Source organism: Paraburkholderia nemoris (assembly GCF_905221015.1).
GTDB lineage: Bacteria > Pseudomonadota > Gammaproteobacteria > Burkholderiales > Burkholderiaceae > Paraburkholderia > Paraburkholderia nemoris.
Genome location: NZ_CAJNBO010000001.1, coordinates 555,500 through 579,105 on the forward strand (window position 1 = coordinate 555,500; position 23,606 = coordinate 579,105).

At 61.2% G+C, this 23,606-nt stretch carries 26 protein-coding genes; 14 read left to right on the forward strand and 12 right to left on the reverse strand.

The window, feature by feature from the left end:
• The first annotated feature begins 286 nt into the window (after positions 1–286).
• Entirely contained in the window at positions 287–1,261 is a 975-nt protein-coding gene (locus KHO33_RS02430; RefSeq protein ID WP_054035406.1) for a hypothetical protein, read from the forward strand.
• Between the two features lie 4 nt (positions 1,262–1,265).
• Here KHO33_RS02430 and KHO33_RS02435 read toward each other — a convergent pair whose 3' ends face one another.
• Together KHO33_RS02435 and KHO33_RS02440 are read right to left on the reverse strand one after the other, a co-directional pair.
• A complete protein-coding gene (locus KHO33_RS02435) occupies positions 1,266–2,351 on the reverse strand; it encodes a TIGR03118 family protein (protein ID WP_200561735.1) in 1,086 nt (361 codons plus the stop codon).
• 98 nt (positions 2,352–2,449) lie between these two features.
• Complete coding sequence (locus KHO33_RS02440; protein ID WP_200561733.1) at positions 2,450–3,853, reverse strand: aminotransferase-like domain-containing protein; 1,404 nt, start codon at positions 3,851–3,853, stop codon at positions 2,450–2,452.
• Positions 3,854–4,159: 306 nt separating this feature from the next.
• Between KHO33_RS02440 and KHO33_RS42570 the strand changes: the two genes are divergently transcribed.
• The 3 genes from KHO33_RS42570 to KHO33_RS02450 all read left to right on the forward strand — a co-directional run bounded on the left by KHO33_RS42570 (position 4,160) and on the right by KHO33_RS02450 (position 6,793).
• Entirely contained in the window at positions 4,160–4,282 is a 123-nt protein-coding gene (locus tag KHO33_RS42570) for a hypothetical protein (RefSeq protein WP_267914723.1), read from the forward strand.
• Positions 4,282–5,511, forward strand: a complete 1,230-nt coding sequence (locus KHO33_RS02445; protein ID WP_200561731.1) for an NAD(P)/FAD-dependent oxidoreductase — start codon at positions 4,282–4,284, stop codon at positions 5,509–5,511. The genes KHO33_RS42570 and KHO33_RS02445 overlap by 1 nt, the downstream gene beginning before the upstream one ends.
• A gap of 130 nt (positions 5,512–5,641) precedes the next feature.
• Positions 5,642–6,793, forward strand: coding sequence for a branched-chain amino acid ABC transporter substrate-binding protein (locus KHO33_RS02450; protein WP_054035408.1), 1,152 nt, complete (start codon positions 5,642–5,644; stop codon positions 6,791–6,793).
• Between the two features lie 32 nt (positions 6,794–6,825).
• Here the strand turns inward: KHO33_RS02450 and KHO33_RS02455 are convergent, their stop codons facing one another.
• A complete protein-coding gene (locus KHO33_RS02455) occupies positions 6,826–7,755 on the reverse strand; it encodes a YkgJ family cysteine cluster protein (protein WP_200561729.1) in 930 nt (309 codons plus the stop codon).
• 114 nt (positions 7,756–7,869) lie between these two features.
• On the opposite strand from KHO33_RS02455, the gene KHO33_RS02460 reads away from it, so the two are divergent.
• Positions 7,870–8,493: an HAD family hydrolase gene (locus tag KHO33_RS02460; RefSeq protein ID WP_054035410.1), complete on the forward strand. Its 624-nt coding sequence runs from the start codon at positions 7,870–7,872 to the stop codon at positions 8,491–8,493.
• Positions 8,494–8,518: 25 nt separating this feature from the next.
• On the opposite strand, the gene KHO33_RS02465 is transcribed toward KHO33_RS02460, so the two are convergent.
• Positions 8,519–9,424, reverse strand: coding sequence for a LysR family transcriptional regulator (locus KHO33_RS02465; RefSeq protein ID WP_200561727.1), 906 nt, complete (start codon positions 9,422–9,424; stop codon positions 8,519–8,521).
• Positions 9,425–9,559: 135 nt separating this feature from the next.
• Between KHO33_RS02465 and KHO33_RS02470 the strand changes: the two genes are divergently transcribed.
• From KHO33_RS02470 to KHO33_RS02485, 4 genes are all read left to right on the forward strand, one after another.
• Positions 9,560–9,895, forward strand: a complete 336-nt coding sequence (locus KHO33_RS02470) for an ArsR/SmtB family transcription factor (RefSeq protein WP_054035412.1) — start codon at positions 9,560–9,562, stop codon at positions 9,893–9,895.
• On the forward strand, positions 9,892–10,332 hold the full coding sequence (locus KHO33_RS02475; RefSeq protein WP_054035413.1) for an SRPBCC family protein: 441 nt from the start codon (positions 9,892–9,894) through the stop codon (positions 10,330–10,332). Before KHO33_RS02470 ends, KHO33_RS02475 begins: the two co-directional genes overlap by 4 nt.
• A gap of 10 nt (positions 10,333–10,342) precedes the next feature.
• On the forward strand, positions 10,343–10,579 hold the full coding sequence (locus tag KHO33_RS02480) for a hypothetical protein (RefSeq protein WP_200561725.1): 237 nt from the start codon (positions 10,343–10,345) through the stop codon (positions 10,577–10,579).
• Between the two features lie 559 nt (positions 10,580–11,138).
• Positions 11,139–13,313 (forward strand): M1 family metallopeptidase, encoded by a 2,175-nt coding sequence (locus KHO33_RS02485; protein WP_200561723.1) that lies wholly within the window; start codon positions 11,139–11,141, stop codon positions 13,311–13,313.
• A gap of 168 nt (positions 13,314–13,481) precedes the next feature.
• On the opposite strand, the gene KHO33_RS02490 is transcribed toward KHO33_RS02485, so the two are convergent.
• Positions 13,482–14,174 carry a hypothetical protein gene (locus KHO33_RS02490; protein ID WP_054035479.1) on the reverse strand — a complete coding sequence of 231 codons (693 nt, stop codon included), beginning with the start codon at positions 14,172–14,174 and terminating at the stop codon, positions 13,482–13,484.
• Positions 14,175–14,240: 66 nt separating this feature from the next.
• On the reverse strand, positions 14,241–14,525 hold the full coding sequence (locus KHO33_RS02495) for a hypothetical protein (RefSeq protein ID WP_200562323.1): 285 nt from the start codon (positions 14,523–14,525) through the stop codon (positions 14,241–14,243).
• 234 nt (positions 14,526–14,759) lie between these two features.
• Here KHO33_RS02495 and KHO33_RS02500 point away from each other — a divergent pair, with 234 nt between their 5' ends.
• The 4 genes from KHO33_RS02500 to KHO33_RS02515 all read left to right on the forward strand — a co-directional run bounded on the left by KHO33_RS02500 (position 14,760) and on the right by KHO33_RS02515 (position 18,254).
• Entirely contained in the window at positions 14,760–15,716 is a 957-nt protein-coding gene (locus KHO33_RS02500) for a metallophosphoesterase family protein (RefSeq protein ID WP_200561721.1), read from the forward strand.
• A gap of 33 nt (positions 15,717–15,749) precedes the next feature.
• Entirely contained in the window at positions 15,750–16,094 is a 345-nt protein-coding gene (locus KHO33_RS02505; protein ID WP_054035418.1) for a cupredoxin domain-containing protein, read from the forward strand.
• A 395-nt stretch (positions 16,095–16,489) separates the two neighbouring features.
• Positions 16,490–17,149 (forward strand): hypothetical protein, encoded by a 660-nt coding sequence (locus KHO33_RS02510; RefSeq protein WP_200561719.1) that lies wholly within the window; start codon positions 16,490–16,492, stop codon positions 17,147–17,149.
• Positions 17,109–18,254, forward strand: coding sequence for a GGDEF domain-containing protein (locus tag KHO33_RS02515; RefSeq protein ID WP_200561717.1), 1,146 nt, complete (start codon positions 17,109–17,111; stop codon positions 18,252–18,254). Before KHO33_RS02510 ends, KHO33_RS02515 begins: the two co-directional genes overlap by 41 nt.
• A gap of 9 nt (positions 18,255–18,263) precedes the next feature.
• Here the strand turns inward: KHO33_RS02515 and KHO33_RS02520 are convergent, their stop codons facing one another.
• From KHO33_RS02520 to KHO33_RS02530, 3 genes are read right to left on the reverse strand one after another with little or no spacing between them, the layout of a single operon-like run.
• Positions 18,264–18,479 (reverse strand): DUF1289 domain-containing protein, encoded by a 216-nt coding sequence (locus KHO33_RS02520; protein ID WP_054035420.1) that lies wholly within the window; start codon positions 18,477–18,479, stop codon positions 18,264–18,266.
• A 2-nt stretch (positions 18,480–18,481) separates the two neighbouring features.
• Positions 18,482–19,534: a CDF family Co(II)/Ni(II) efflux transporter DmeF gene (gene dmeF, locus KHO33_RS02525; RefSeq protein ID WP_200561715.1), complete on the reverse strand. Its 1,053-nt coding sequence runs from the start codon at positions 19,532–19,534 to the stop codon at positions 18,482–18,484.
• Positions 19,535–19,547: 13 nt separating this feature from the next.
• Complete coding sequence (locus KHO33_RS02530; RefSeq protein WP_054035422.1) at positions 19,548–19,823, reverse strand: metal/formaldehyde-sensitive transcriptional repressor; 276 nt, start codon at positions 19,821–19,823, stop codon at positions 19,548–19,550.
• A 135-nt stretch (positions 19,824–19,958) separates the two neighbouring features.
• Between KHO33_RS02530 and KHO33_RS02535 the strand changes: the two genes are divergently transcribed.
• Complete coding sequence (locus KHO33_RS02535) at positions 19,959–20,864, forward strand: phytochelatin synthase family protein (protein WP_234480403.1); 906 nt, start codon at positions 19,959–19,961, stop codon at positions 20,862–20,864.
• 65 nt (positions 20,865–20,929) lie between these two features.
• On the opposite strand, the gene KHO33_RS02540 is transcribed toward KHO33_RS02535, so the two are convergent.
• From KHO33_RS02540 to KHO33_RS02550, 3 genes are all read right to left on the reverse strand, one after another.
• Positions 20,930–21,577 (reverse strand): glutathione S-transferase family protein, encoded by a 648-nt coding sequence (locus KHO33_RS02540; protein ID WP_200561713.1) that lies wholly within the window; start codon positions 21,575–21,577, stop codon positions 20,930–20,932.
• A gap of 135 nt (positions 21,578–21,712) precedes the next feature.
• Positions 21,713–23,185 carry a sodium:solute symporter family protein gene (locus tag KHO33_RS02545; protein ID WP_054035424.1) on the reverse strand — a complete coding sequence of 491 codons (1,473 nt, stop codon included), beginning with the start codon at positions 23,183–23,185 and terminating at the stop codon, positions 21,713–21,715.
• Entirely contained in the window at positions 23,182–23,397 is a 216-nt protein-coding gene (locus tag KHO33_RS02550; RefSeq protein ID WP_054035425.1) for a DUF3311 domain-containing protein, read from the reverse strand. Before KHO33_RS02550 ends, KHO33_RS02545 begins: the two co-directional genes overlap by 4 nt.
• Between the last annotated feature and the right edge of the window lie 209 nt (positions 23,398–23,606).

Below are 23,606 nucleotides of genomic sequence, written 5' to 3' on the forward strand. Positions count from 1 at the left end.
TTGCGTCTTGCTGACTCTTGCTGACTTTTGGCGGAAAGGCAACGCAGGGACGTGAAACGATAGTTCATACCTGATGCCTGCGCCCCGGTTCGTCCAACTCCATCGCCGCAGATCAGATCACCCGGCTCGAGCGTGACGCCATAAAGGCGCGAGCCGCGGCACGATGGCTGCGCACCTTGCGCGGACTTCTGACTTAGCCCATGAAAGGAGAGGCGGATCAATCCGCGAACGATAGCGGCAACGCTGGAAAAAAGCGAACCGTCTCTCACGCCTGGTGAGGAGCAACGTGAATCTTTTTCCTTGCACGCTGGTTTATGTGGATGTGGACGCGAGTCCGGGTCCCAACTCGACGAATCGCGATCCGCTGGCGTATGTGAGTCAGGCGATCTGCCTGAACAACAGCTTGCGGCGAGCCGGCATGCCGAAGCTGACCATCATGACCAACGCGCCGGCGGTGGTCGCGCAACGGCTCGAAGGCATGGCGAAGGAGCACCGGCCGGCACTGATGACCTTGAAGGCGACAATCGAGTTGCCGAAGAACACGCCGTTCTATGCCGCGCATTTTAAACTCGACCTGATGGACCAGATGGCCGATTCGCTGCCGGCCGACACGATGCTGTTGCTGCTCGACGCCGACATGGTCGCGCTGCTTCCGCTCGAGCGTAATCTGATCGAGCGCTGCGCTGAAGCAGGACTCGGCGCATTCGATATTTCCGATCAGGTATTTCCGCCGTACGGCAGCGACCGTGTTGTTGCGGATCTCGAGATCGTGGCGGATAGACGGCTCAGAAATCCGCGCTGGTACGGCGGCGAGTTTCTTCTGGCGACGCCCGCCGCATTACGCCGGCTGGTTCCGCGCGCGCGTGCCAGTTACGCTCGCTACGTCACCGAAATCGGTCGCCTGAGACATCACGGCGACGAAGCGTTCATTTCCGCGGCACTCAATGTGCTGGTCGACGAAGGGCAGGGCCTGATCGAGGTGGGTGCTTATCAGGCCGTCGGCCGTCATTGGCCCGGCAACAATTATCGCGACCTGCGCTGGTTTCGCTGCTGTTCGTTCGTTCACTTGCCAGGCGGTAAGGCGTTGCTGGAACGCGAGGCGCGTTTTTCTGAATTCGCACCGGACCGTTTCTGGCGCCAGATGCGCATGGCGCATCTGCGCGGCCGTGTGCGTCACGCGTTGAAACGGCTCGCCCGGTTGCTCAGTGTCGAACGCCTCGCCACGCTGTCTGCTTACGCCTTGCGCAGTGTAAAGAGCTAGGCGTTCACATCTTCACGTCGATGCGCCCATAAACGCCATCGGCTTCGTCGTTAGGCCCCGCAGCAAAAAACAGCGTGTTGGTCGGCTGATTATCGAGTCCGTTGCCGAATGCGATACCCCAAAGTCCCGGTTGCACAAACGCGGTTCCGTTCGGCAGGTTGATGGCGCCGAGGGATTGTCCGCTTGCCGGATCGAAAGCGTTGATCGTGCCGTCACCGAAATTGCCGATCAGGATGTCGCCGCCGAAGCGGCCGAAGTTGCCAGGCGCCTGTGCGACGCCCCACGGCGCGTTGAGCGGACCTGCTGACGCAAAGTGCTGCAACAGGTTGCCGGACGTATCGAATACGTCGACGAAGCCCAAGCCGGAACCGTCGACATTGTCATGCGCGGCTGCGTCCTGTTTGGCGTAGGTCACGAAGAGTTTTGCGCCGATCGCCTGAATGCCAAACGGCGCAAAGCCTGCCGGCAGCGTCGCGTCCTGAAACTTGCCGGGCATCGCGACCTTCGCGAAATTCTTGTCGAACACGTCGATCTTGTTGTTGTGGAAATCGGTGGCATAGAGGAAGTTCGCCGTGCCATTGCTGGCGAGAGCGAGCCCCTTGTAGACCGCGCCGCCACTGCCGTCGTCGAACATGACGATCGCGTTCGTGGGCGCGACCGCCGGCGCCCATGCGGTGATCGTGCCGCCTTCGCCGGAGAAGATAAACGCGCCGACGCCGGACTTGCCACCCTGACTGACCGTGAAGTCCGTCGTGCCGTTGAATACGATGCCGGTTGGATTCGCCGGGCCGCTGGTTCCATTCGGAATGCTGACGATCAGGGATTGCGGCACACCGTTGCCGTCATAGAGCGTGGCGACGGAGGTCCCGTTATCGGCGACCCAGACGAAGCCCTTTGGATTGAAGGCGATGCCCCATGCGTTTTTCAGATTGGGGTCGGTGTGCGGCGCGGAGACCGCGCCGTCGGAGACCAGCACCGTCGAGGTAAACGACTGCGAGTTGATAGATCCGGAGCTGCCGCCGCACGCGACAAGACTCGTCAAAGCCGCGGCGCTCACCACGGCGCTCAACACTGTAAGCACAGACTTCATGACCGCACCTCTCTCAAGACCGATGGTTGCTGCGGCTATTGAACGAGGCAGGTGGTGGGTTTATTCCTTTGGCGGTTGAACAATTTTGATTTGATTGATCAGATCGTGCCGAACAGTGCCCGGGGACGATCCTTCAGCGTGCCCGTCAACAGCCGCAACGCACTCACGAGTTGATCGCGGCTCGTCGCGCAAGCGAGATTGATCCGCACGCCGTGCTCGATCTCCGACCTGTCCACCGCAAACGCTGAAGACGGCATCACCACGACGCCACGCGCCTTCGCATTCGCAGCAAAATCATCGGCACGCCATGGCGGCGGCAGCTTGAGCCACACGAACATGCACGCCGGATCGGTCTGCAGCAATTCCTGCGGCAGCAACTCGCGCGCCAGATCCTGTCGCGCGCGAATTTCCGCAAGCTGCGCGTCCATGATGTGGCGTGCGGTGCCGTCCTCGATCCAGATCGAAGCGATCAGCATCGACATCGGTGCGGGCATCCATGCGGTGGTGCGCACCGCCTCCGCACACAGCGCGGAACTGTCCGGCGGACTTAGCAGGTAGCCGAGCCGCAAACCGGGCGCGAGAATCTTCGAGGTCGCCGCGAGGTGGAACGTCAGTTCCGGACACAGGCTCGCAATAGTCGGCAGCCGCTGCGAAACCAGCGGCCCATAAACGTCGTCTTCGATGATTGCGACACCGTGCCGCCGTGCAATGTCGACGAGCGCCATGCGGCGTTCGAGACTCATCGTCGTCACGGTCGGGTTCTGCAGATTCGGTACGGTGAAGATCGCCTTTACCGGCATACGGCGGCAGGCACGCTCCACCTCGTCGGTTAGCAAGCCGTCGCGGTCGCTTGGAATGCCGACGATCTCGAACTGGAACACGGGAGCCAGCGCTTTCAACCCGTAGTAGGTGAGTTGATCGGCGAGGATTACGCCATCGGTGCCGATCAGGCTGTTCAGCACCGCATACAAGCCGTGCTGCGCACCGCTCGTGACCACCACGTGATCGGGCGCCGGCGTGAAGCCCGGCGCGGCCATCCAGCGGGCGCCGGCGGCGCGCGCCCAGGCGGGCCCTTGCGGCGGCTGGTACTCCTGCAATTGCGGGTAACGCGGGTCGCGCGGCAATTCCGCCAGCGTGCGTGCGAGACAGTTCAGGAATTCGCCGGTGGCCGGCCGGTTGACGGTCAGGTCGATCGCCGCGTTGCTGGCCGCCTGGGCGGGTTCGACGCTCGGCATGGCGCCGCCGGTCACGAGCGAGCCCCGCCGTTTGCTGCCGATCACCAAGCCGCGCAACTGCAATTCCTTGTACGCGCGGGACACCGTCGACACATTGATGCCCAGCTCGGTGGCCAGTTGCCGCTGCGGCGGCAGGCGGCTGCCCGGCGGATAGACGCCGCTGCGAATCTCGTTCTCGATCGAGCTGGACACCTCGACATACGTGGAGCGTTTCGCCTGCGCCGGCGCGCCGTTGGCCCCACGCGCTGTGTCTTTGCCAGAAGCCATAAGAACTGATGTCTCCATACAAAATCGACTTTGTCCGCGATTGTGCGGAATTTTGCCGATTCTATACCAGACAAGCACCGCCGCAAGGCCTAAAAATGGCACTCCCGAGCGGTTGGCGGCCGGTGCGCCGCTGTTTGCAAGGACTGCGCCATAGACCATCCAGGGAAAATGCCAGGGCCACACAATGTGAGTTTTAATTGCACACAAAAAAATATTGTGTGATTCTGATTGCCAGAGTTTGTCTGGTGGCGAGTGCGCCACGGTGTCGCCGGACAGTGTCCGGATTCTGTCCCCAGGAGTTTCCCGATGAGTTTTCCGCAGTCTCCTCAAGCCCTGGCCGCGCCGAAGCCTGGCGCGCTGGCGAGTGAGCGGCATGCCGCGATGCACGCGCTCTCCGGCGACGGCGGCGACATGCAAGGACGCAAGTGATGCCAGAGATTGCCATCATCGGTGCGGGATTCATCGGCCTCGCGAGCGCTGCGGCGCTGATGCGCGACGGCCATCGAGTCACGCTGTTCGATCCGGCCGGCGTGGGGCAGGGCGCGTCATTCGGCAACGCGGGGACCTTCGCGCACTATGCGTGCATTCCGGTCAACAACCCGTCCGTGTTTCGCGATTTGCCGCGCTTTCTGTTATCGAACGACAGCCCGTTCAGATTGCGCTGGGGTTACCTGCCGCACCTCGCGCCGTGGCTTGCGCGTTTCATGATGAGTTCGCTGCCGCGGCGTTATGAGGCGAGCGCCACGGCACTCGCGGCGTTGCTCGATCGCGCGCACGAAGGATATGCGCCACTGCTTGCAGACGCGGAACTGGCGCGTTTCGTTCGGCCGCGCGAGTGCCTTTATCTGTATTCGAATGCGGCTTCGTTCGATGCCGCGCGTCCTGCACTCGATCTGCGCCGGCAGTTGGGTGTTGCCTTCGACGTGCTGGGCGGCAACGACATCCGAGCGCTCGAACCGTCGCTCGCGCCGATATTCGAGCGCGGGGTGTTGTTCAGCAACAGTTGGCATTTCTCCAATCCACAAGGCTTTCTGCAGACGCTTTATCTGCAGCTTGCCGACCAGGGGCTGACACTGCAGCGTTCGACCGTCGACGCAGTGCAGCCTTCGGCTGACGGCGCGAGTGTGACGATTGAAGGCGCCACGCGCCGCTTCAGTCACGTTGTAATCGCCACCGGCGCGCGCTCCGCCCAATTCGCCAAACAATGCGGCGATCCGGTTCCGCTCGACACGGAGCGCGGCTATCACGTCCGCTTTCCAGGCGCGCAGCAACTGGTTTCGCGACCGGTCGGCTGGGCCGAGCGCGGCTTTTACATGACGCCGATGAGCGACGGCCTGCGCGTCGCCGGCACGGTCGAACTGGCGGGTTTCGGTGACACGCGCAACCGCTCGCTGATCGATCTGCTGACGTTTTCTTCGAAACGCGCATTGCCCGCGCTCGATACGCCGGATAGCAGCTGGCTCGGGTTCCGTCCGACGTTGCCGGACGGTGTGCCGGTGCTCGGACGCTCACGCGCGAGCGAACGGGTGATCTACGCATTCGGCCACCAGCATCTCGGCCTGACGCTAGCCGGGGTGAGCGGCCGCATCGTCGCCGATCTGATCGCGCAGCGTGCGCCGCCGCTCGATCTCGCGCCTTACTCGGCCACGCGTTTTTGACTTCGTAGAGGTTTTGACCGCACCGATTTTCTTGTTTCACCATTAGCGCCGCAGGACAGATTCGACGCGTCGCGCATCGGATCGGCCAACCTACACATCGCGCGACGTTACATCTCGCAAGGAGCGCATCATGAATCGCCGCAATTGGCTGTTGAGTGCCACAGTTTGCGCACTCGTCACGTATCTACCGTCTGCGTGGGCGGCCGATCCTGAAGTCGTCAAGATCGGTTTCGTCGGACCGTTGACCGGACCGGTCGCGCGAGTCGGTAAAGATTTGCAGTACGGCGCGCAACTCGCGCTCGATGAAGAGAATGCGAAACATCCGGTGATCGGCGGAAAACCGGTCAAATTCGTGCTCGATGTGCAGGACGATCAGGCCGACCCGCGTGTCGCGATTCAGGTCGCGCAGAAACTGGTCGACGAAGGCGTGGTCGGCGTGATCGGTCATTACAACTCGGGGTGCAGCATTCCGGCGTCGACGGTCTATCACCAGGCGAACGTTGCGATGATTACGCCGGGCTCGACCAATCCGCAACTCACCAAGCAAGGCTACAAGAACGTGTTCCGCACCATGGGGCACGACGGCATCGGCGGTGTTGTGGCGGGGCATTTCGTGGTGGAGCAGATGAAGGCGAAGCGCATCGGCATCATCGATGACCGTACGGCATTCGGGCAAGGGCTCGCGGATGCGTTCGAAAAAGGCGCAAAGGAAGCGAACGGCAATATCGTCGATCGTGAGTTCACGAATGACAAGGCGGTGGATTTTCGCGCCATTCTGACGACGCTCAAAAGCAAGAACGTCGATCTGATTTTCTTCGGCGGCCTGGATGAACAGGGCGCGATGCTGGTCAAGCAGATGCGCTCGCTCGGCATGCAGGCGCAACTGTTCGGCGCGGGTGCGTTGAAGAGTAATGCCTTCCTGCAGATCGCCGGCTCGGCGGGCGACGGTACGCAGGATCTCGAGCCCGGTCCGGCGCTCGACAAGCTGCCTGCCGCGCAGGAGTTCGGCAAGCGCTATAAGGCGCGCTTCAATCAGGATGTCGAACTGTACGCACCGTTTGCCTACGACGCCGCGCTCGCCATGATCAAGGCGATTCACGAGGCCGACTCGCTCGACCGCGCGAAGATCGTCGACAGCCTGTCGAAAGTGAAGGTTACCGGTGTGACCGGCAACATCACCTTCGACCCGTATGGCGATCTGATCAAGCCGCCGTACACGCTGTTTCAGGTCCAGCAAGGACAATGGAAGAGCATCAAGACGGTGGGCGGCAGCGGAGCGTAGTTCTCCGCGAGAAGCTGCCGGTGGTTCTACGTTTATGAGGGCGGGAAAAAGCCGTGATAGCGGGAATTGCCGGCAGCGGTGGGCTCAGCGAGATGACCGGTGGCGCCCACCGACAGAAGCGTTTCCAGGGTCCCCGCCCGATTCGACACAAATGTCCACTGCGCGGCTGGGTCTTGCGATTCCGGCGTCGCGCGAACATGGCGCAGGGCAGTCAACAGCGCCTCGCTATCCGGCGTAATCATGACAAAACCTTCGTTCGCGAGCGCGGCATGGTTCAGTCCCAGCTCGAGGCATACCTGCATGCGCAGCGGCGCTTCGAGCTGATTCGCGCGACGCGACTGCTCGACCTGTTCGACGGTCGTAGCATCGACAAGGATTCCGTGCCTTTGTAGCGGCGTCTTCTGCCACGCATCTGAAGGACACGCCTTGTTTTCCGGCGCCAGCACGACAAAAGGATTGATTTCGGCGGGATAGATCCGGCATACCAGCGGTCTTTGTTCGTAGATGCCGCAACGCATGTCGGCGCCCAGATTGGGGCAGGCTCCATCGAACGCCGCGGCGAGAACGATCGAGATACGGACCGGCAGGCTTCCGCTCATTGCAGGCGAAGAACGCACCCGTTTGTACTCAGCTTGCGCGTTGCCCGGCTCCGGCTCCACGGGCCACGGTATCGCCTCGCAGATGAGTTCCATGTGTCCGCCGCGCTCCAGCCAGGCGATCGCCTCGGCGATCGTCAGTGCCAGGCGCAAATCGTGGCAGCATTTGCCGCATGCAGTGCATTCGAAATTGATGTCATTCACGCTAAATTCCTCGTCGCAAAAGTCTACGCGGGTCTTAGTCGAGGCAGAGGAAAAAATCTGACGGTGAATCCGATAAATTTTTTTGCTGTGGACTCGGTGCGCTGCCCCAGGTCTCCGCCTGGCGGCGGTTTTCGTCAGTACGTTTGATTGCTTTTCGTTCATGAGGCGCGTGGCGTCGCCGCCCAGCCGAGGCACAATAGAAACAGATCGTCGTCCGATGGCCTACAGTCGGATGGCATGTTCATTTCTAGAAGCTTTCGATGCGAGGCCGACAGCATGACTGCATCCATCACGCTGGTCCTGTTCGACATGGAGGGTGTTCTGTCCCACTACGATCGTTCGGCGCGGGTCGATCGTCTGGCGGCAATTTCCGGCCAGGCGCCTGAGGCTGTGCGTCGCGCGATCTGGGATTCCGGGCTCGAAGCTCGTGCCGACGCGGGGCAGATCAGCGACGAAGACTATCTGGCCGCGCTCGGCGAACTGCTGAGCTATCCGGTCAGCCGGGACGACTGGCTAAGCGCGCGCCACGCATCGATCACGCCGAATAAAGAAGTGCTCGCGCTCGCCGAACGCGTCGCCGAACACCACCGGATCGCCGTGCTCACCAACAACTGCCGTTTGCTCACCGACCATATCGACTTTCTGAATCCACCCGTCGCGCAACTGTTTGGCACGCACGTGTATGCGTCCGCCGCGTTCGGCGCAGCGAAGCCGGCCGCACAAACCTATCTGCGCTGTGTGGAGCAACTGGGTGTTCCTGCGGCCGAAACGCTCTTCGTCGACGATACGGATGCCAACGTGGCCGGCGCACTCGACGCCGGTCTGCAGGGATACAAGTTTGTGGGTGCAGAAGCGTTGTCGGCGGAGCTGGAGCGTTGCGGATTGATCGAGCCGACGTAACGCGATGCGCGGGTGAAGCGCGCCGCTAGCCGTTAAGGTCCGGATTATTCTGCGCGAGTTCGTGAATCCATTCGCTGAATACCCGCACGCACATGCTCAGCCGACGGTGCGGATACAGCAAGGAAAGCGGCAAGGACGGACATTGGTACGCGCTAAAGAGTTCGCGCAACGCGCCGGCCTCGATCGCCTTGGCGACCATGAAACGCGGAACCTGAATGATCCCTAATCCTGCGGTCGCGGACATGACATACACCAGCCCTTCGTTGACCGCGATGATGCCGTTCACTGTTTTTCTGATTCGCGTTCCATCCACTTCAAACTCGAATGGATAGATACGTCCGGTGCGTGCGGAGAAATAATTGACTGCACGATGGCGGTCGAGGTCGTCGTGCGTGGTGGGTTCGCCCATTTGCTCGAGATACGCTGGAGCTGCGCAGATAGTCGTGCGGACGCTGCCGATCGGTCGCGCGACGAGGTTCGAGTCGTCGAGAACACCGATCCGTATTACGCAATCGACGCCTTCCTGCACGAGATCGACGTTGCGATCGGCTAGCCCGAGCTTTACGGTGATTTCGGGGTAGCGCGCATTGAAATCGGGCATGGCGGGCAGCAGCACGTTGGCGGCGAACGTGGCGGACGTGTCGACGCGAATCGTGCCGCGTGGGTTGAGCCGCTTGTTCGATAACGCGGACTCGGCGTCGGAGACCTCGGCCAGAATGCGCGAGCAGTACTCGTAGTAGAGCGCGCCGTCCTCGGTAACCTGCACGCTGCGTGTGGTGCGATTCAGCAGGCGTACCCCCAGATGGCTCTCCAGATTCTGCACGAGGGTCGACACCGACGCGCGCGGCATCTCCAGCGAATCGGCCGCCTTCGAGAAGCTCGATGCATCGACGACGCGCTTGAACACTGCCATGCCTTGAAGAATGTCCATACCGGCTTGCCCCCTCGAATGTGGCCGATCCGCAGTCTAGAACGGACTGGCGATGCGCCGCAAACAGGAGTGCGCGTGCCGTGGCCGCTCACAAAAAATCTTGACACCGTGCGTTCACTGCCTATAGTTCACCATATGGCAAAGTATCCAGTCAGTCAACTCGATCGTACGTTTTCCGCCCTCGTGGACCCGACACGCCGGGCCATCCTTGCTCGCCTTGAGCGGGAGCCCGGCCTGTCGATTTCGGAAATCGCGCGGCCACTGCCGCTCAAGCTGCCGGCGGTCATGAAGCACCTCGACGTGCTAAGCGACGCGGGTCTGGTGGCGCGTACCAAGAACGGACGGACCGTTTCGGTCGATCTGGTCGCCGGGCCGATGGAGGAGGCGATGGCATGGTTGAGGCGCTATGAGCGCTTCTGGTCCGCGAGCCTCGACCGGCTCGCCGATTTTGTGGAGGGACACGAGGAATGACCCAGGAAAAGCCGAGCCTGACGATCGTGCGGCGCATCAAAGCCCCGCCAGCCCGAGTCTATGCAGCGTGGACGAGACCCGAACTGATGGCGCGCTGGTGGGGGCCCGACGCGGGGCCGGTGCTCAGCGCCGAAGCCGATCCGCGCGCGGGCGGCCACTTTCGCGTGGTGTTTCAGACACTGGACGGCAAAACGCACGACTGCCGCGGCGGATACCTGGAAGTCGAAACGGATCGCAAGCTCGTCTTCACGTGGGAGTGGGTCACCGCGCCCGAGCAACGCTCGCTCGTCACCATCAGGCTGCGCCCCATTGAAGACGGCACCGAGCTCACGCTCACGCATGCGCAGTTCTTCGACGAGACAGAACGCGACGCTCATCAGACCGGCTGGAGCACTGCACTGGACAAGTTCGACGCATTCATGGCGCAACCGGACTGAAGGCACGACCATGTGCTGCGCGATCGTTGCACTCGCCATGACTTTGCTCGCCAGTTGGCGCGGCGTGTCGGGCACGTTGATCGGCCGTGCCGGGCGTCTGCGCCGCGTCGCAATCGTGTTGATTGCGATCGGCGCCGCCGCCGGTTCCGCGTTGGCGGCCGATCAATTCGCCGATGTTCGCGGCGGAGAGTCGTCGTTCTATGCACGACTGAGCGCGATGCCGATTTGCGGCCACTTCATTCGCTAGTGGTTTATTTTCTCTCGTGAACTCAACAGCTAGTTAATTTTAAAAATATTGGCTGTCGCCACGCCTAATAGCACACTCCGCAGTGCAATAAAATAAAGTTTCTCGTAGAAATGTGCGCGTATCCCGCCTTTAGAGTATTAACTCTTCCGATTACTTAACCCATTCGATCTGCATACGCCGCTCACTCATTTCGGAAAGATTGTGAAAGGAAGTTGACACGAGAACGTTTGCCAATCTAGGCTACGCACTGTCGCTAAAAACTGACCCAGTTCCTGTCCACCTGCTCGGAGACGCAGGTAAGCCGCCGCTTTGTCCGTCAGTCAGCGATCGCATGAAACTGCAGAAAAACGGCTCACGCCGTCTTTTTGAAAGTATTGTAATAATTTGGAAACGTAATTCTAAAATCAGCCACAAGTGCTGAGGTAGTAACACGTCCATATATTCTCGCTAGCAATCCGGCGCTAGTGCGGGAGACCTTTTGTGCTGAAAAAACAGAGAAACACAGCTTAAGCACTCATCGCACTTTCTTTATGCCGATTTTGTCAGTCGAGGATTAACTATGCGTATAAATTTCCGATTGCAGATACAGTGTCTGGCCTTAGCCGGAATAATGGTCCTGGCGGGCTGCGGCGGTTCAGACAGCTCGTCGTCGCTCTCGAGCAAGTCCGCCCAGACGCCGGCCGCCGCCTCCGAGGTAGCGCTTGCGCCGCCCACAGCGCCGATCGTTGCGAACACATCGATCAACAAGAGCGTGCCACCGGTCGAATTGCCCGATACGGTCACACCGATCAACTACAAGCTGTGGTTCCGGCCGAACCCGGCGCTCTCTTCATTCGACGGGCGCGCGGATGTCCAGATCAAGGTGTTGAAGGCCGTCAACGCGATTACGATCGCCGGGCACCGCATCAAATTCACGAACGGCACGATCACGCTGCAGCCAGGCAACATCCAGCTGATCGCCACGCCGCAGGATGACGGCGATTTCTACCAGCTGCGGCCAGTGAGCGGGCAGATCGCCGCAGGCAACTACTCGCTGCACATGGAGTGGAGCGGCATCATCAACTTCAAGACTTATGACGATCCGGTCGCCAAGACCGGCGGCAGTTGCGGCGACGATCCCTATCCGGGTTGCTCCGCGGCGGAGGGCGTGTTCCGCGTCGACCTGAAGTCGACCGACGGCACGACGAGCGGTGCGATTCTCACGCAAGGCGAGTCGAACCTCGCGCGCCAATGGTTCCCGGGTTGGGACGAACCGGCTTTCCGGCCCACGTACGAGGTGAGTGCGGAAGTCCCGCAGAACTGGAACGTCGTCTCGAACGCGGCGGAAAAGCCGGCAGTGAATGTGGACAGCGGCTACAAACTGGTGTCGTTCGAAAAGACGCCGCCGATGCCTTCGTATCTGCTCTTCTTCGGCGGCGGCCAGTTCGACATTCTCGAAGACGACTTCTCGAGCCCGCTGCCTGACCACAAGGGTCTGCATCTGCGCATTTTCACTCCGCCCGGCATGCGCGACTGGGCGAAACCGGCCATGCAGCAGACCAAGCAGGCACTCGATTACTACTATCGCTATACCGGCATTCCGTTGCCGCTCACCAAGTTCGACACGATCGCCGCCAACGACGCGTTCAAGGAGCAGAAGGACCTGAATTTCGGCGGCATGGAGAACTGGGGCGCGATTCTCGAATTCGCCGACGACATTCTGCCGGCGCCGGGCACCACCATGTCCGATTACGGTGTGACGGTGTTGACGCATGAAGCCGCGCACCAGTGGTTCGGCGATCTGGTCACGCTCGACTGGTGGGACGACGTGTGGCTGAACGAATCGTTCGCGACGTTCTTCGAGAACAAGACCAAGGTGCGCTTCTTCCCGGACCGCTTCAGCTGGGTCGATGACGTGAAGAACAAGTACGCGGTGATCAACGCCGATCTGAAATCCACTTCGTTCCCGGTGCAGCCGAACTTCAACGGCTGGGCTTCAAACGACTTCGTGCTGAGCGCAAGCGCCTTTACGTACGACAAGGGCGGCCATGTGCTGAAGATGCTGGAGAACTATCTCGGCGAAGACGTGTTGCGCAAAGGGCTGCAGTCGTATCTTGCCGACTATGCGCTCGGCAACGGCACGCCGAAGCGCTTGTGGGACGAACTGGCCAAGGCAAGCGGCGAACCGATGGTCGCGATCGGCGATAGTTTCGTGCGGCAAACCGGCGTGCCTTTGCTTTCGCTCGATACCCAGTGCGATCTGACGACCAATCAGACCGTGGTTACGCTCAAGCAGCAGCCGTTCCCGAACCAGAACCAGTATCCCGGCACGCAATGGACCATTCCGTTGACGCTCGCCTACGGTGACGGCCTGACATCGCGCAAGACGGTTGCGATGAAGGACACGCAAACGCAGGTGCGCCTGAACGGCTGTTCCGCGGTGCTCGCGGATCCGAGCGGTCTCGACTACTACGTGACGAACTACAGCAACAACGCGTGGAGTCAGTTGCTTGCGCAGGGGAACGCGCTGAAGGATCCGGTTTTGCTGACCAGTCTGCAACTCGAAGCCAAGTTGCTGGTGAAGAACGGTCTGGCGGATCCGTCGCGCGCAACCAGTATCGGCTCGCTCAGCCCGACGGCTACGCCGCTTGCGCGTCAGTTGCTGATGACCGCGCCGACGACACAGTCGCTGCGTCCGACGATCCGCTATCAGGGCAAGTTCAAGCTGAAGCCGCAAGCGCAGCAAGGGCAATAAGCACGGAAAGCCCGTAGCTTTATGGGCCGTAGTAAAGGGCAGGGCCGAGGCCCGCATCCTCATGCGATGCGGGCCTCGGCACGTCTGCTGGATCGAGCGAGCGCAGCTTTTTCAACCATGCTCTTACATCTGCATCCGCGTAAATAAGCGGTCGAAGGCCGGTATCGCTTACGCCGAACTCGGTCGGCGCTCCAGCCAATTCCGCAACAGACCCGCTAGAAGCGCACTGACGATCACGGCCAGGTAAAGCGAGACGAGACTGTGGCGCCACGTATCGAGTGCAAGCTGGTGCATCACCAGTTTCGAATCAGGCGCGGGGAGAACCACATGCATTGCCACGACGGCTTGCTTCATCCGCAGAAAGCCGACGGCGGATAGCAACGGCAAACCAACGAGCAGGGCCAGCAGGGCGGGTCGCGCGCGTTGCATCGCCGGATAGTGACGCAATCGGAACCACACGCCGAGGCAGCCATGGATCCAGCCTGGCGCGAGCAGCGCAAGTTGCAGACCCTGCGTGCCGCTCGTGATCAGCGATATCACGATGCGCTCGTAGTTCGGCTCGAAGCCATACAGCGACGTCGCGAGGCGCGTTGCTACGGCATGCCGGATGAGCAGTAGCGGCAGGCTGAGTCCTGCCCACAGCCGGATCCATTCAGCGGGCGGGAGCACCCAGTGACGACGTCCGTAAATCGTGCGCACGGCCAACGCGAAATGGACCAGGGCCGCACCGTACAGCAGGATCGTGCCGGGAACGCTATGCCAGATCCACAGGGCGAACGTCAGTCCGCGCCCGGCAAGATCGAGTGACCAGATTCCGAGCGCGTGATTGACCAGATGCAAGAACAGATAAATGAGCAGCATCACCCCCGATGCGAGTTGCAGGCGGCGCAGAACGGGCCACAATTCCGGTCGCACATTATTCTCCTTTCAATTTGTATGCTCAGAAGCGGGATGGGCGGCCGCAGGCGAATCGCGTCGGGCATGCGGCCGCGCCGGCCTTCTCAAGCTCCTTGTGCTCCTCACGCTCTGCGAGTGGGGTGCGGCGGCGCGTGTCTGATGTTCGCTCTGTTGTATAACGCCCTGGCGCACCGCTTCGGCAAATCGCTGTAGCGCGGATAGCGAGCCGCACACGCTCTGGTATTCCTCGCGGCCAATCCTGGCGTCGAGGGTGATTGCCATGCCCGAGGCACGGGCCATGTCGATGATGTCCATGTTAGCTACTCCTTTCAGGTTCTCTCACCTGCATGACCGCCGCCGCGGCGCGGCTATTCCCGCACTTACCCTGGCACGCGTCATATAAACCTGCGCGCCTGGGTTGGCCGTCCAACACTAATTTTCTACTCCGGGAATAAAACCGGCGGCACGCCAGTCTTCCAGATGAACCGAGTCGTATGGCCCGCCGGATGATCCCGCGGTTTGCCTGCGAGTCCTTATCGTGAGGTCAACATGTCGTCACATCATTCATCCGATCCTGCATTCAACCCGTCGCGGCGTGGCGCCCTGAAATGTCTCGCTTTCGGTGGCGTAGGTACAGTGTTCGTTCTTGCCGGCGGCATTCTCACGCCGGTGGAACTGGCTCTCGCGGCCGACGCGAAATCATCCGCGACGTCCATGGGCGTGCCGCTTTTCCTGCAGATTAGCGATTCGCACATCGGTTTCAATAAAGAAGCCAACCCGGACGTCGCCGGCACGCTCAAACAGACGATCGACTATGTCAATGCCATGCCGGTCAAGCCCGCGCTGACCATCCACACGGGCGACATCACGCATCTTTCCAAGCCGGCCGAGTTCGATCTCGCGGCGCAGCTGATGTCCGGTCTGAATATCACGGAACTCCACACCGTGCCCGGCGAGCACGACGTGACGGACGGCCCCGGAACCGAATATTTCAGCCGTTTCGGCAAGGCTTCGGATAACAAAGGCTATTACAGCTTCGACCACAACGGCGTGCATTTCGTCGCACTCGTCAACGTGATGCATTTCAAGCCCAACGGCCTGGGCGGTCTCGGCGACGAGCAACTCGCCTGGCTCGAAAATGACCTGAAGGGCCGCTCGTCCAGCACGCCGATCGTCGTCTTTGCGCACATGCCGATGTGGACGATCTACGAACCGTGGGGCTGGGGCACAGGCGATGCCGGTCAGGCCATGAGCTATCTGAAGCGCTTCGGCTCGGTGACCGTGCTGAACGGTCATATTCACCAGATCGTGTCGAAGGTCGAAGGCAATATCACTTTCCACACGGCCCGCTCGACAGCCTATCCGCAGCCGACCGCCGGCAACGGCCCCGGCCCCGGGCCACTCACGGTAGCAAGCGATCAACTCCCGAAGATGCTAGGGGTGACCAGCATCAAGATCGTGCGTCATCCGCTCAAGGCGACGCTTGCCGATACGACACTCGTTTGATTTCAAAATTTTTTATTTCGCAGGAGATCAGTTATGCAGACTAAAACTATTTGTCGCGCGTTTTTCGTGTTGCTCGCAAGTTCGACGCTGATCGCTGCGTCGGCCGGATTTTCCGTTGCGCGAGCAGAGACCCCCAACGCCGTGGTCATCAAGAATTTCATGTTTTCGCCGATGGCAATGACGGTCAAAGCCGGCTCGACGGTGACGTGGAAAAATCTCGACGGCGAGCCGCATACGGTCGTCAACGACGCGGGCATGTTCCGCTCCGCCGCGCTCGATCAGAACGACACGTTCCAGTTCAAGTTCGACAAGCCGGGCGTCTACAAGGTGTTTTGCGGCATCCACCCGAATATGAAAGAAACGATCACCGTGCAATAGGTGACGGATCGGGGGTGGGGCGTCTTGCGCCCCGCTGGGCATGCATGGCGTTTTAAGCGCTCGCTGCCGATGAGCACGTTCCAGATTGGCGTGTTTATTGCATCACGCAGAGTCGCCGTGCATGCCCCCATCGCAGCCTCCAATCCCCGCATGGAAGCGGCCTGCAAGCGCCCACGGCCCAGCCCGTGGATATGCGCGGCGTTGAATCTTTTACCTGTCTCATCGACGCAAAGCGGACTCGCAAATCCAGCGTTTAAAGCGCAGCATTGGCGTATTGTCGCTACCCGGCGAGTGGGCAAAATTCTTCCAACAACGACGCCAGATCGACCCCGCTGTATCGTATGAAGAATGTCTGCGGACCTGCCAGACATGTGAGGATTCCGGAGAGTATTGCGATGCTCAACGATACCGAATTTTCAAAATCTGCCGTAGAGAGTGCGGACTCTGGTTTCGATTCTGGCGCTGAACCGCCGGCTGCGGCGCCGCCTGTGCGATTCGGGCGTCTTGCGCTGTGTGTGGCAACGGCAAGTGCGCTGGCTTTGGGCGTAGTGGGTACGGTCGCTTACGGTGTCTGGTTCAACCACGATCAACAAGCGTATGCCGAGGCGATGGCGCATGCGCGGCAGGCGCTCGGCACGGCAGCATCAGCCGCTGCAGGACCGGCGTTGGCCAAATCGATTGCGGCGCCGCGAACGGCCGCAACAGCAGCGGCAGCACCGAATGGAGAAGAAGGCGGAAAACTGGCCTCCTGGTCCGGTCCGGTCACGCGACTCCCGGCGCCTACGGTTAGCGAAACCGTCGTGGCCGATGCAACACCCGCCCTGGCCGCGTCGTCTGCCCCGGCGGCGGCACCGCCCAATCCTGCTCCGCAGCACTCGGCGTCCGGCCGCCCCGGCAGAGATGCGCGTCTCGCGCAGCAGGATCGTCGCGCTAATTCGGCGGCAAATGCCCGGCACAAAGGCAGCCTGTTCGCCCGGATGGGTTCGTTCTTTCGCCGCGTGAGTTACCGCCAGCATGACACCGGAAACCGGCAAGACATCTATTCCCATCCCTGAGCGGACGCGTCCCCCCCGCGCCGCTCGCAGGGGCGCTATCGCGATCCGCTTCAGGCCGGGCCCGGCTGCGATCGCCGCCGCCGCGCTGGTTTGTCTGCTGATCGGCCTTCTGTATCTGGCGCTGCAAATCCGGACGATCTTTTCCGATCAGTTGAAGCAGGAATACGCGGGGCTCGTTCTCGAAGCGGTCGAACGGGCGGAAAGCGCCCGGAATCAGGTCGGTATCTGGCAGCAACTGCCCGACGCCACGGAAACCAGAGCCGCCGGGTATCGGCACGCGCGTACCGAACTCGCCCATCGCCTCGCGTCGCTCGCGGCGCTGGTGAATGCGAGTCCGTCGGCGGCGCCGCGTCTGTCGCCAGCTTCGTTCACAGCAGATGCCGATCTGCGCGACACAGACGCCGTGCTCGGGACCGTGTCGGCCTGGTGGCGGGCGCAGCGCGATGCCGACAGCGCCGATGTGCGTTTGCGGATTGCCCACGTCGCGCGCACGCTGATCGCGTCGGCAGCACTGCTGTTTTGCATGCTGATCACCGCGTTAGGGATGTATGCCAAACGGAATCGTCTGCTGGCAGGGCAGTCGCACGAATTCGAATGGGCAGCGCTGCACGACGCGATGACCGGCTTGCCGAACCGGCGCAAGTTGTTTGCCACGCTCGAAGCGGCGGCGACGAAACTGTCCGCGCGCAGCGCGTCTTGCAAAATTGCCGTGTTGTATATCGATCTGGATGGATTCAAGCAGGTCAACGACTCGCTCGGTCACCGTGTCGGCGACGAGTTTCTGATCGCGGTTTCGAAACGCTTTCGTGAGTCAGTGCGCAAAGTCGATGTCGTCGCCCGGATCGGCGGCGACGAATTCGCCGTACTGGTCCGCGAATTTTCGACGAATGCGGAGCTCGGCGAAATCGCCCGGCGGCTCATCGCCTGCGTGGTTCAGACAGACCTGACGATGGGGGTCGGGATGGTTAGCGCCAGCATCGGCATCGCCAGTTTTCCGGATTCCGTCGACGATTACCATCGCCTCGTGGCCGCGGCCGACGAGGCGATGTACCGGGTCAAGCGCAATGGCAAGAACAGTTATGCGTTCGCTGATCGGGCGAACTGACTGGCGTCTTTACGACGTTTGCGTTTCCGGCGTTTCCGGCGTTTCCGGTGTCTCCGGTTTCACTTTGGCCTTGCGGCGCAAAGCGTCATTGATAACCTGATGGCGCCGGTAATCGGTCATGTTTTTCCACTCGCGGATCTCGTCCCGCGTGCGCAGGCAGCCGATGCAGAAGCCCGTTTTGCCGTCGATTTTGCAAATGTCGATGCAGGGTGATTGAATTGCCATCTTCAGGCGATCTGTTCCGTTGGGTTGACTTCGACGGTGACGTGCGAGAGTCCGTTAAAGCGTTTCAGCAACGCATGATAGAAACGCGAGTCATGGCGCGTTTCCTGGGTCGCGACGGATATTACCGCACTCATGTGACCGGGGCCCACGCGCCAGACGTGCAGGTCGAGCACCTTGTCGCCGTTGTCCTCGATAGCGTGGCGCACATTCTCTGTCATGCGCTGGTCGGGGTTGATATCGAGCAGGATCGCCCCCGTGTCGCGCATCAGCCCATATGACCAGTTTGCAATCACCAGCGCGCCGATGATGCCGGCGAGCGGGTCCATCCAGAGCCAGCCGAATTCACGCGCGAGAACGAGGCCGATGATGGCCAGCACCGACACCGCGGCGTCCGCGATCACGTGAATGTAGGCCGAGCGGATATTGTGATCCCGCTGGGCTGCGCTTTCGGCATCGTGATGGGCCGTGTGAGCGCGATTGTCGTGAGCATGCCCCTCTGCGTGAGCGTGATCCTCGTGCCCATGAGCGTGTTCGTCATGCTCATGACCGTGATGTTCGTGCCCATGCCCATGTCCATGGCTGTGCCCGTGATGATCGCCACGCAACAGCCACACGCTCGCCAGATTCACCAGCAGCCCGGCCACGGCAATCGGAATCGCCTCACCGAAATGGATGGGCACCGGCGAGAGAAAGCGCGACACGGCTTCGTAACCGATCAGCAGCGCAATCATGGCCAGCGCAATGGCGCTCGTGAATCCCGCGAGGTCGCCCAGCTTGCCGGTGCCGAATACAAAGCGTGAGTCGCTCGCGTGCTTGCGCGCGTACGTATAAGCGAGCGCCGCGATCAGCATCGCCCCGGCGTGTGTCGACATGTGCAGGCCATCGGCCACGAGCGCCAGCGAACCGAACAGGCTGCCGCCGACGATTTCGGCAACCATCATCACGGCACACAAAGCGATCACCGCCCATGTTCTGCGTTCGTTCTTTTCATGGGCGGCGCCCAGAAAAATATGATCGTGTCCCGCGCCGGAGGCTGCGTTCCTGAAGTCACTCATGTCCTGCTCCGGATTACTTGAAATAGCTGTGAACAACTTCGATGAGTTGTTCTGTGGCACTGCCGGCGGGGTCCTCGTCGGTATGTGCATCCACCAGGTGATTTCTGATGTGGTCCTCGAGCACGACCGCCAGCAGACCATTCATCGCGCCGCGGCAACTGGTGATCTGCTGAAGGACGTCGGCGCAGCCGCGTTCGTCTTCGAGCGCGCGTTCTATGGCCTCGATCTGCCCCTTGATGCGGCGAACGCGGTTGAGAAGCTTCTGTTTTTCCCGAATCGTGTGACCCATGAATGCTCTCGAAAATACCCTAGGGGGGTATATCTTATCAGATCGAATGCAACGATTCAGTGCGCCTGCTTTTTGGGCCGCACATTCACGCGCCAATCCGTTTCGTGTTAAAAAATCGGGGCTTGCCGATGCGGAATGAAAAAACGCATCGGCATGGCCGAAGTCGTTCCGAAGTCATCCGCAGCGGAAGGGTTAATGTCCAGATATTCGTTGATGCGCGCCGTTGAGCGCGTAAGCCGGCCTGAGTGGATTGTTGTGGTGTTGGCGGCAACATTGGCGGCCTGCGCGCCGTTGCCACCGGCTGCAAATCAAGCCACGGATCAAACCGCGCATCAAGATACGCATCAAGCCCCCGCAGCGGGCACGGCGCGCGCAGCCGACGGGCCGCTGCCCGTTCCGCCGAACCTGATCGCGCTGACGCAGCCGGCTGGCCAGAAGCGCTTGATGGCCGCCGCCCATAACCAGTCGTACTGGCCGCTTTCGCAATACTTCGAAACGCAGCGCAACGAAGCCTACTGTTCGGTCGCGACTTCGGTGATGGCGCTCAATGCGTTGGGCATTCGGCGTCCCGAGTCGACCCAGTACCCGGATTTCCCATTCTTCTCGCAAGAGGATTTTTTCCGCAGCGTCGATCCGCAGGTGGCCAACGCCGCGCGCGTATCGAAGGAGGGCATGACGCTCGACCAGCTCAGCACGGCCCTAAGCGCGTTTCCTGTCGAGGTGAGGAAATTCCATGCCGGCGACCTGACGCTCGGTCAGTTTCGCGATCTGATTCGCGACACGACGGGCCACAGCGACCGCTTTGCCTTATTGAACTTCAGGCGGGTGGAGATAGGCGAAGCAGGCGGCGGTCACTGGTCGCCACTTGCCGCTTACGACGCGGCGAGCGACAGCGCGCTGCTTCTCGACGTGGCGCGCTACAAGTATCCGGCAGTCTGGGTGCCGGTTACGCAACTGTACGCAGGGGCGCAAGCGGTCGACAACGTGAGCGGACTGTCACGCGGCATCGTGATCGTCGGCGCGCGAGCGAACTCGAACTAACTGACGTTGTTCACAACCGCGCGGTTACGCCAGTCGCCAACGAGCGAAAATTAGTTGCGTGCGCATCAATCATCCTGATTGCGCCATTCCGTAAGCCCCTCTCGCGCATTCAATTCGATGAACGAGGGCAGGGCCCGCAGCCCGCGGATATAGCGCGCGAGATGTGGCCAGCCGAGAGCGGGGCGCGGCATGTTGCGTGTCCAGCGCATCACCACGACCGCCAGAAAATCGACCGTGCTGAGCTTGCCACCGACCAGATAGTCACGTCCGTCGGCGAGATCGGCGTTAAGCCGGTCACAGGCTTCTTCGATGTGCCGCCGTGCGAGCGCCCGGACTCCTTCGGCGCCAGCGCGATCGCCATCGACGTCCGCGTAAAACCAGTCGCGCATGGCGGGCAGCAGCGTGTTGGCCAGATAGATCATCAGTTCCAGCCACGCGGCCCGGTCGGCAGAACCCGGCGCCGGCGCGAGGGCGGCTTCGGGATGCCGCTCGGCGAGCAGCATCAGCAACGCGGTTGACTCGTGGCGCGGCGTGCCGTCGACCACCAGCGTGGGAACGCGGCCTGCGGGATTCAGCCGCAGATACTCAGGGTTTCGCTGATTGCCGGCGTCGATGTCGACAAGCTGGACGTCGAACGGGATGCCCATTTCTATCAGCATCCAGTGAACGGCCATGCTTGCCGCGCCCGGCGAGTAGTAAAGACGATAGTCCATTCATTCGCTCCGCATACTCATTCGATTCGATCGACTTCAATTCGGGCGAAGTCTAGCGCGATTCGTGAAAAAAGGGGCTGGCGCGCAAAGCGACCAGCCCCTTCAACCGCTATACAGAAAGATACGAAGAAACCCTCAATGCACCGGCGCGTGAGTCTGCTCGACCGAGCGCGGCTGCGTCACAGCGCTCACCAAGGCAAAGACAATCACGTTCACAGCCAACGCCAGGAAGCCGATATTGATGTCCTTCAGCGCATCAGGCAAAAACGGCATCAGCTGCCCGATACTCAGATGCATGGTCGTCGTCACCGTGACGACCGCAACACCTGCAAGAATCCCGCAAAACGCGCCGTACTTGGTTGCCCGGTTGTGCGGCAGCAAACTGCAGATCACCGCCGGAAACAGTTGGGTCACGAAGCTGTAGCCCATCAGCAGCAACGCCACGATGGTCTCGCCGCCATGCAGCGTAAAGCCCACCGCCACCAGCGCCACCACCGGCACCAGCAAGCGCGCGAGGTTGGCCACCGTCGCGTCCGAGGCCTTGCGGCTCACCATGCCGCGATACACGTCGTTGGCAAGCAACGTGGACGCCGACGTCAGGATCATCGAGCCAGGCACCAGCGCCGTCAGAATCCCGGCCGCGCCGATCACGCCGACGAACCATGGATCGAAAGTCTGCAAGGACAAACGAAACAGCGACAGGTCGATGTCGCCACCCTTCAGCCCCGGCACCTTCAGCGTCGCCGCAAAGCCCACGAAGAACACGAACAGCAGAATCAACTGGTACAGCGGCAGCACCATCGCGTTGCGCCGGAAAATACGCTCGTCCTTCGCCGTGAAAATCGACCCGAACGTGTGCGGCCACATGAAGAAGCCCAGCGCGGTCAGCAGCACGGTCGACTGGAACCAGGTCACGCTCGAACCCTTCGCCGGGAAGGTCAGGAAGCCCGGGCGCGCGGCGTCGATGGCATGGAACATCTCGCCGAAACCACCGTAGTAGTGCAAGGGCAGATAAATGCCGAGGAACAGCACGATCGCCAGAATCAGCAGATCCTTCACCACCGAATTCCACGCGGAGCCGCGCACGCCGGAGACGATCACGTAGGCCGTCACCACAGCGGCGCCGATCCATATAGCCGCCGTCGACGAAATCGCGCCGTACGAAGCCGTCGCCACGATGATGCCGAGTCCCTTGAGTTGCAGCACGAGGTACGGAATCAGCGCGGCCACACCAACCAGTGCAACGAGGGTGCCGAGCGCCGGGCTCTCGTATTTGCGCGCGAAGAAGTGCGGCTGCGAGACGAGATGGTGGTTCTTCGCGTAACGCCAGATGGGCGGCAGCATCCAGTACGAGAGGATGTAGGCGAGCGTGCCGTAGGCAAGAATGTAGTAGACCGGCGCGCCTTTGCCATAAGCAAAGCCGCTGCCGCCGAGGAAGGTGAAGGTGGTGTAGATTTCGCCCGCCATCAGCAGGAACACGAACGCGGTGCCGAAGCTGCGGCCGCCCACGGTCCACTGTTCGAGACTCATGTCGTGGCCGCGCCGCGCGCGCACGCCCAGGTACAGCGCAAACAGCGTAATGGCCGCAATGATGACGAGTGCGCTCATGACCGGACCTCCTCGGCATCAGCGGCAAGCTGCCGGTTGCTCGGGTCCAGACGGTAGATGATCGCCATGATGATCGAACTGAGCACCACCCACATGACGATCCAGGCCAGCACGAACGGCATGCCGAGCACCAGCGGCTCGACACGATTCACAAACGGGACGCCGAGCAGAATGCCGATGAACGGCAGCGCGGCGAGTACACGAAGCAACATGGGGGCAGCTCCTCGAACCGGTAAGTACGTCTCGTTGAAAGTGCAGCTTCGCTGGGGACTGTATGCCTGATGCTTCGGTAACGTAAAGTAAGTCAAAAAAGTGTAGGCTTTTCGAAAGTTGTGCGCGCATCTTTCTGCGCTCGTCTGCTGCGGTGCAGCGCCACGCGCTGTGCGCATCGCCCCGTTTTTTGCCAATTTGCGTGCCGCGC

Excerpts from the sequence above, each read along its gene's own strand:
- KHO33_RS02435 (WP_200561735.1), bottom strand. The coding sequence starts at position 2,351 with ATGAAGTCTGTGCTTACAGTGTTGAGCGCCGTGGTGAGCGCCGCGGCT.
- KHO33_RS02530 (WP_054035422.1), bottom strand. The coding sequence starts at position 19,823 with ATGGGTCACACGATTCGGGAAAAACAGAAGCTTCTCAACCGCGTTCGC.
- KHO33_RS02445 (WP_200561731.1), top strand. The coding sequence starts at position 4,282 with ATGCCAGAGATTGCCATCATCGGTGCGGGATTCATCGGCCTCGCGAGC.
- KHO33_RS02550 (WP_054035425.1), bottom strand. The coding sequence starts at position 23,397 with ATGTTGCTTCGTGTACTCGCCGCGCTGCCGTTCATCGGCATTCTGCTC.
- KHO33_RS02455 (WP_200561729.1), bottom strand. The coding sequence starts at position 7,755 with ATGAACGAAAAGCAATCAAACGTACTGACGAAAACCGCCGCCAGGCGG.
- KHO33_RS02535 (WP_234480403.1), top strand. The coding sequence starts at position 19,959 with ATGAAAAAACGCATCGGCATGGCCGAAGTCGTTCCGAAGTCATCCGCA.
- KHO33_RS02495 (WP_200562323.1), bottom strand. The coding sequence starts at position 14,525 with ATGGACATCATCGACATGGCCCGTGCCTCGGGCATGGCAATCACCCTC.
- KHO33_RS02540 (WP_200561713.1), bottom strand. The coding sequence starts at position 21,577 with ATGGACTATCGTCTTTACTACTCGCCGGGCGCGGCAAGCATGGCCGTT.
- KHO33_RS02460 (WP_054035410.1), top strand. The coding sequence starts at position 7,870 with ATGACTGCATCCATCACGCTGGTCCTGTTCGACATGGAGGGTGTTCTG.
- KHO33_RS02505 (WP_054035418.1), top strand. The coding sequence starts at position 15,750 with ATGCAGACTAAAACTATTTGTCGCGCGTTTTTCGTGTTGCTCGCAAGT.
- KHO33_RS02475 (WP_054035413.1), top strand. The coding sequence starts at position 9,892 with ATGACCCAGGAAAAGCCGAGCCTGACGATCGTGCGGCGCATCAAAGCC.
- KHO33_RS02450 (WP_054035408.1), top strand. The coding sequence starts at position 5,642 with ATGAATCGCCGCAATTGGCTGTTGAGTGCCACAGTTTGCGCACTCGTC.
- KHO33_RS02490 (WP_054035479.1), bottom strand. The coding sequence starts at position 14,174 with ATGCTGCTCATTTATCTGTTCTTGCATCTGGTCAATCACGCGCTCGGA.
- KHO33_RS02500 (WP_200561721.1), top strand. The coding sequence starts at position 14,760 with ATGTCGTCACATCATTCATCCGATCCTGCATTCAACCCGTCGCGGCGT.
- KHO33_RS02515 (WP_200561717.1), top strand. The coding sequence starts at position 17,109 with ATGACACCGGAAACCGGCAAGACATCTATTCCCATCCCTGAGCGGACG.
- KHO33_RS02545 (WP_054035424.1), bottom strand. The coding sequence starts at position 23,185 with ATGAGCGCACTCGTCATCATTGCGGCCATTACGCTGTTTGCGCTGTAC.
- dmeF (WP_200561715.1), bottom strand. The coding sequence starts at position 19,534 with ATGAGTGACTTCAGGAACGCAGCCTCCGGCGCGGGACACGATCATATT.
- KHO33_RS02480 (WP_200561725.1), top strand. The coding sequence starts at position 10,343 with ATGTGCTGCGCGATCGTTGCACTCGCCATGACTTTGCTCGCCAGTTGG.
- KHO33_RS02470 (WP_054035412.1), top strand. The coding sequence starts at position 9,560 with ATGGCAAAGTATCCAGTCAGTCAACTCGATCGTACGTTTTCCGCCCTC.
- KHO33_RS02465 (WP_200561727.1), bottom strand. The coding sequence starts at position 9,424 with ATGGACATTCTTCAAGGCATGGCAGTGTTCAAGCGCGTCGTCGATGCA.
- KHO33_RS02440 (WP_200561733.1), bottom strand. The coding sequence starts at position 3,853 with ATGGCTTCTGGCAAAGACACAGCGCGTGGGGCCAACGGCGCGCCGGCG.
- KHO33_RS02485 (WP_200561723.1), top strand. The coding sequence starts at position 11,139 with ATGCGTATAAATTTCCGATTGCAGATACAGTGTCTGGCCTTAGCCGGA.
- KHO33_RS02520 (WP_054035420.1), bottom strand. The coding sequence starts at position 18,479 with ATGGCAATTCAATCACCCTGCATCGACATTTGCAAAATCGACGGCAAA.
- KHO33_RS02510 (WP_200561719.1), top strand. The coding sequence starts at position 16,490 with ATGCTCAACGATACCGAATTTTCAAAATCTGCCGTAGAGAGTGCGGAC.
- KHO33_RS42570 (WP_267914723.1), top strand. The coding sequence starts at position 4,160 with ATGAGTTTTCCGCAGTCTCCTCAAGCCCTGGCCGCGCCGAAGCCTGGC.